We start from the raw sequence: 4,465 nt of genomic DNA, 5'->3' as shown, positions 1-4,465 counted from the left end.
TCTGCCCTTCTTTCACTTTAGGTGTATTACCCAGTTTAATCCACGGCATATTTTCACCATGAAAATCACTACCAATCGAAACATCCAAATCAAACTGCTGAATCATTCGATCCACCATTTGACGTGTTGATGATGGTTCTACACTCGGAGGAAGTTCAACAGCATCTCCACCCGATTCAGCAAATAATTCAATTAAATAACGAATATTGGTCGCTGATAAATCATATCTGGTTGGATGCGCTAAAACTGCGAAGCCTTGGCTGGCATGGATCACGTCAATCGTTTCTTTCAACCCTAAACCTTCAAATTTCACAAATGCCTTTTTCCCTTCTTTTAGAAAACGGTCAAATGCTTGTTGTGGGCGACTGACAATATTTTTCTCTACCAATGTTTTGGCAATATGAGTACGGGTCACTCGATCTGGATGTCCATCAACCTTGGCAATCACATCTGGGTAAATATCAAAATCAATACATTTCTCTAATAAGCTACAAATCACTTTCGCACGTTCAGCACGGACTTTTTTCTGATTTTCAAGCATTGCTTTTATAGGCATCTCATCTTGCATATTCAAAGCAACAATATGAACACCATAACTCTTTTTAATATTTGGCCTTGACCATTGACTGGATATCTCCACGCCAGAAATGATTTTAATATCATAGTCTTGAGCATGTTTCTTGGCACGGCTTAAAGCATCCATCGTGTCATGATCTGTCACGGCAAGCATCTTTATTTTTAAGTCAACAGCCGCCTCTACCAGTTGTTCTGGAGAGTACGTACCATCTGAAATGTGGGTATGTGTATGTAAATCGACACCGAACATGGTTTGTATTATGCTATCTGACCTATTTCATCATCGTACTGTAACATGAAAGCGTTGCTCGACTATCTGCCGATTATTATCTTCTTTTATTTTTATAAAACCACTGATCCCAAAGATAGTCATCACCCTTTATTACAGTTGGTTGGTAGCGCAGGAAATACCGATCAAAATCATATTCTTGTTGCAACCTGTGCACTTTTAATTTCAACGCTTGTTGTTTACGGTTGTTTGTTCTTTTTCCAGAAATTTAAACTGGAAAAAATGCAATGGTTTATTGTAGTAATGTCGGTGATTTTTGGTGGAATCACACTCGTATTCAGTGATGTGACCTACATTAAAATGAAAGCAATCATCATCAATATCGGTATTGGAATAGGTTTTTTAGTTACCCCATTATTCAATAAAGAACGTACCCCGATTATTAAAAAGCTTCTTGGTTCATTACTCGAATTAAGTCATCAAGGCTGGATGAGATTGAACTTAGCGTGGTGTGGACAATTCTTTTTGCTTGCCGCTTTACATTTTTTCTTTGGATTCGTCTATATGCAAGGCAAATATTGGGGCGAATTCACGGCTTTCGGCGATATTATCGTTTCTATCAGTTACCTTGCTGCTATACTATTTTTCTTAAGAAAGCATTTTAAAACCACCGACTGAATTTTGAATCCTTGAGCGACTGCCATGCCTTATTTTGTCCTAACCTGCACTGATCATGAAGGTACCTTAGAAAAACGTTTAGCAACTCGTCCACAACATATTGAACGATTGCAAAAGCTAGATGATGAAGGACGTTTAATTGCTGCTGGCGCTCATCCTAAAGATCCAAATAATCCACAAGCAGGTTTTCTAGGCAGTACGATTATTGTTGAATTTGACACGCGTGAAGCACTAGATAGCTGGATTCAGGAAGAACCTTTTTTAAAAGAAGGAATTTACTCAAATATTGACGTAAAGCCTTTCAACAAAGCTTTTCCAAAAGGGTAAATCATGCACTTTGCAGCCAAAAGCTTTTTCGCCTTATGCTTAATGAGTTCATCAGTCTGGGCTGTTGAACCAACACCAGCTGTCGCACCGACAACACCTGTTCAAGCTAAACCAAACGCAACAACAGCTTCCACCCCTGTTGCTACGGCAACTGCTAAGCCCTTAACTGCTGAACAAATTGCAAAGGCTAAACAGCAACAAGAAGCAAAAGTCAAAGCATTGGTTCAAGATCAAGCCAATCGCTTAAAACAACTTGAAAATGCCAATCTTGAGGCGCTCTCGCAAAATCAGGAATTACAACTCAAAAATGACAATCTTACTGTTCAGATTCAAGTTTTACAAAGTGAGCGCAGTGCTCAAATGTTCTTATATGGTGCTATGACCATTGCAGTTGGTGTCATTCTAGGTTTCTTTATTGCGAGCTATGTCTACACCAAACGTCGTCGCCAGTGGTAAAAATATAATTTTTATTTATGTCTCACTCATCAAAATTACAAACTGCTGAATTAGATTGGGAAATAGTCGATGACATCGAAATTCCTATTTCTAAGCAATTCGGTGATGTTTACTTTTCTAAAGACAATGGTTTGCTTGAAACCCGACATGTATTTTTAAATGGCAATGATTTAACCGAACGCCTCTCTCAACTACACGATTATCAATATTTCTGTGTAGGTGAAACTGGTTTTGGTACAGGACTCAATATTTTGACCCTGTGGCAACTCTGGCAACAAGTTCGCTTAGATAATCACAGCCATTTACATGTTGTCAGCGTTGAAAAATTTCCATTAAATAAAGCTGATTTGATCCGTGCACTTAATGTTTGGACAGAACTCAAACCTATAGCAGAAAAATTGATTCAGCAATATCCCCTGCCAATTGCAGGTTGTCATCGCTTAAGTTTTCCTGAAGAACGTTTTAGTATTGATTTATGGCTAGGTGATGCTCAGGATATTTTTCCAACTATTCCCAAAACCCAAGCAGTTAACGCATGGTTCTTGGACGGTTTTGCCCCGTCTTGTAATCCAGATATGTGGCAAGCAAATGTCTTAGATCACATAGTGCGTTTATCTGATTTTGGAACAACTTTCGCATCTTTTAGTGTCGCAGGCATATTAAAACGTGGGCTTAAACAACACGGCATCCAAATCAGCCGTCCACGAGGTTTTGGTCATAAACGAGAAATGCTCAAAGCTATTTGGCTAAATGCTTCACAAGAAGAAACAGACACCGCCGATTCGAAGCAAGACATAACGATTCAAAATGAATCTGAAATAGCGAGCTCAGCATCTGTACAGCGACATATTGCGATTATTGGCGCAGGAATCGCAGGTTTAAGCTCAGCATGGGCATTTGCTCAACGAGGACATCAAGTTACGATCTACGAGCAAAATGAGCCGCTTTCAGGTGCATCTGGCAACCCACTGGCGTTGCTCAGTCCAAAGCTATGCCCAATTGAACAGGCGCATGAACACTTGATGACCTTGAGTTGGCAGCATGCGTTGAATTTTTATCCTCGTTTTAAGGCATTTAGACCGATTCAAGTAGAGCAAATTGCATTAAAAAATGCAGATGAACTGTTAGAACTGGTTGAGCAATATCCGGAAAACGTTTTAACTGCAAATACAACGCTTGAATGCCTTCCTGAAACAGAGCTTTCAAGTCTGACCTTACATGAAGCAGGTGCAGTTTCACCACATAAATTACGTGATGAGATTTTACAACATCCTAATATTCGAATTGAAAAAGCAAAAATTTCTCGATTAGAGTCGACTGATAGCCAAGTTACACTCTGGCATGACCAACAAAAAATTGCCATAACGGATCATGCGGTTGTCTGTTGTGCCAAACAAAGTGCTGAACTCTTTGAAAACTATCCTGTCTTAAAACCAATTCGGGGACAAGTCAGCTGGGTTGAGAATAGCCAGCGACCTTTAGCACTGGATCAAGCTTATAGTTATGGTGGCTATTGCATGCAACTGGATGCTTCACAGTTAATTCTTGGTGCATCTTTTTATCCCAATCGGGATGATGCAGAAGTGCTAACTGAAGATCATGTGCATAACTACGAACTTATCCACAGTATCTGCCCTCAATATGCCGAACAACTTCCAAAGCTGGAGACTTGGCAAGGAAGAGCATCAGTTCGCGCACAAAGTTTAGATTATTTCCCCTTAGTTGGGAAAATACAAAATCTTGGTCAAATCTATACTTTTGCTGGTTTAGGATCGAAAGGTTTCTTATTTGCGCCATTATGTAGTGAAATTTTAGCAGCACTAATTTTAGGTGAACTTTGCCCAGTTCCTCAAAGTTTATTGGATAAATTAAATCCTCAAAGATTTCAAAAGAAATTAAAAGCTAAAAAACCTTATTATTCTGGATAAATTATTATTTTAGTTGTTCATTCTTTAAATTTGCCAAAATACCCAAGTATTTTGGCAAATTTAACTGATCTATGCGCCTTGTTCTAAAGCTAAGCCAGCATCACGTGCTGCACGTGTACCGCCCATCAATACAACATATTCACGAGAATCATCTAAACCGTCTAAAAGCTCTGCTGCGCGTGGTGCTTTACTACCACCACCACATAAAATATAAATCGGCTGATCCGCTGCAACCTGAGTCAAACTATCCGCATTAATTTCAGCAATTGGA

5 protein-coding genes and 1 pseudogene are annotated in these 4,465 nt (G+C 39.3%); 4 read left to right on the top strand and 2 right to left on the bottom strand.

Going from position 1 to position 4,465, the window contains the following annotated elements; all coding sequences use genetic code 11:
• Window positions 1–826: PHP domain-containing protein (locus tag AAV96_RS00530; RefSeq protein WP_046737901.1), on the bottom strand; the 826-nt coding region annotated here is incomplete at its 3' end.
• A gap of 45 nt (window positions 827–871) precedes the next feature.
• Here AAV96_RS00530 and AAV96_RS00525 point away from each other — a divergent pair.
• Genes AAV96_RS00525 through mnmC form a run of 4 tightly spaced genes read left to right on the top strand, consistent with a single transcriptional unit; the run spans window position 872 to window position 4,194 of the window.
• A complete protein-coding gene (locus AAV96_RS00525; RefSeq protein ID WP_004664925.1) occupies window positions 872–1,483 on the top strand; it encodes a septation protein IspZ in 612 nt (203 codons plus the stop codon).
• 24 nt (window positions 1,484–1,507) lie between these two features.
• Complete coding sequence (locus AAV96_RS00520; RefSeq protein ID WP_046737900.1) at window positions 1,508–1,810, top strand: YciI family protein; 303 nt, start codon at window positions 1,508–1,510, stop codon at window positions 1,808–1,810.
• Window positions 1,811–1,813: 3 nt separating this feature from the next.
• Window positions 1,814–2,266 carry a hypothetical protein gene (locus AAV96_RS00515; RefSeq protein ID WP_046737899.1) on the top strand — a complete coding sequence of 151 codons (453 nt, stop codon included), beginning with the start codon at window positions 1,814–1,816 and terminating at the stop codon, window positions 2,264–2,266.
• A gap of 17 nt (window positions 2,267–2,283) precedes the next feature.
• Window positions 2,284–4,194 (top strand): FAD-dependent 5-carboxymethylaminomethyl-2-thiouridine(34) oxidoreductase MnmC, encoded by a 1,911-nt coding sequence (gene mnmC / locus AAV96_RS00510; RefSeq protein WP_046737898.1) that lies wholly within the window; start codon window positions 2,284–2,286, stop codon window positions 4,192–4,194.
• Window positions 4,195–4,263: 69 nt separating this feature from the next.
• Here the strand turns inward: mnmC and AAV96_RS00505 are convergent.
• Window positions 4,264–4,465: pseudogene (locus AAV96_RS00505) on the bottom strand (sulfurtransferase); the annotation flags it as partial.

It is taken from the genome of Acinetobacter sp. AG1, from assembly GCF_001005525.1.
GTDB lineage: Bacteria > Pseudomonadota > Gammaproteobacteria > Pseudomonadales > Moraxellaceae > Acinetobacter > Acinetobacter modestus.
The sequence above is the reverse complement of the archived record's forward strand: the minus strand, read 5'-3'. Positions and strand labels throughout refer to the sequence as shown.

Bases quoted from the DNA above. Each gene is read 5' to 3' on its own strand.
- AAV96_RS00525 (WP_004664925.1), top strand. From the start codon at position 872: ATGAAAGCGTTGCTCGACTATCTGCCGATTATTATCTTCTTTTATTTT.
- AAV96_RS00520 (WP_046737900.1), top strand. From the start codon at position 1,508: ATGCCTTATTTTGTCCTAACCTGCACTGATCATGAAGGTACCTTAGAA.
- AAV96_RS00515 (WP_046737899.1), top strand. From the start codon at position 1,814: ATGCACTTTGCAGCCAAAAGCTTTTTCGCCTTATGCTTAATGAGTTCA.
- mnmC (WP_046737898.1), top strand. From the start codon at position 2,284: ATGTCTCACTCATCAAAATTACAAACTGCTGAATTAGATTGGGAAATA.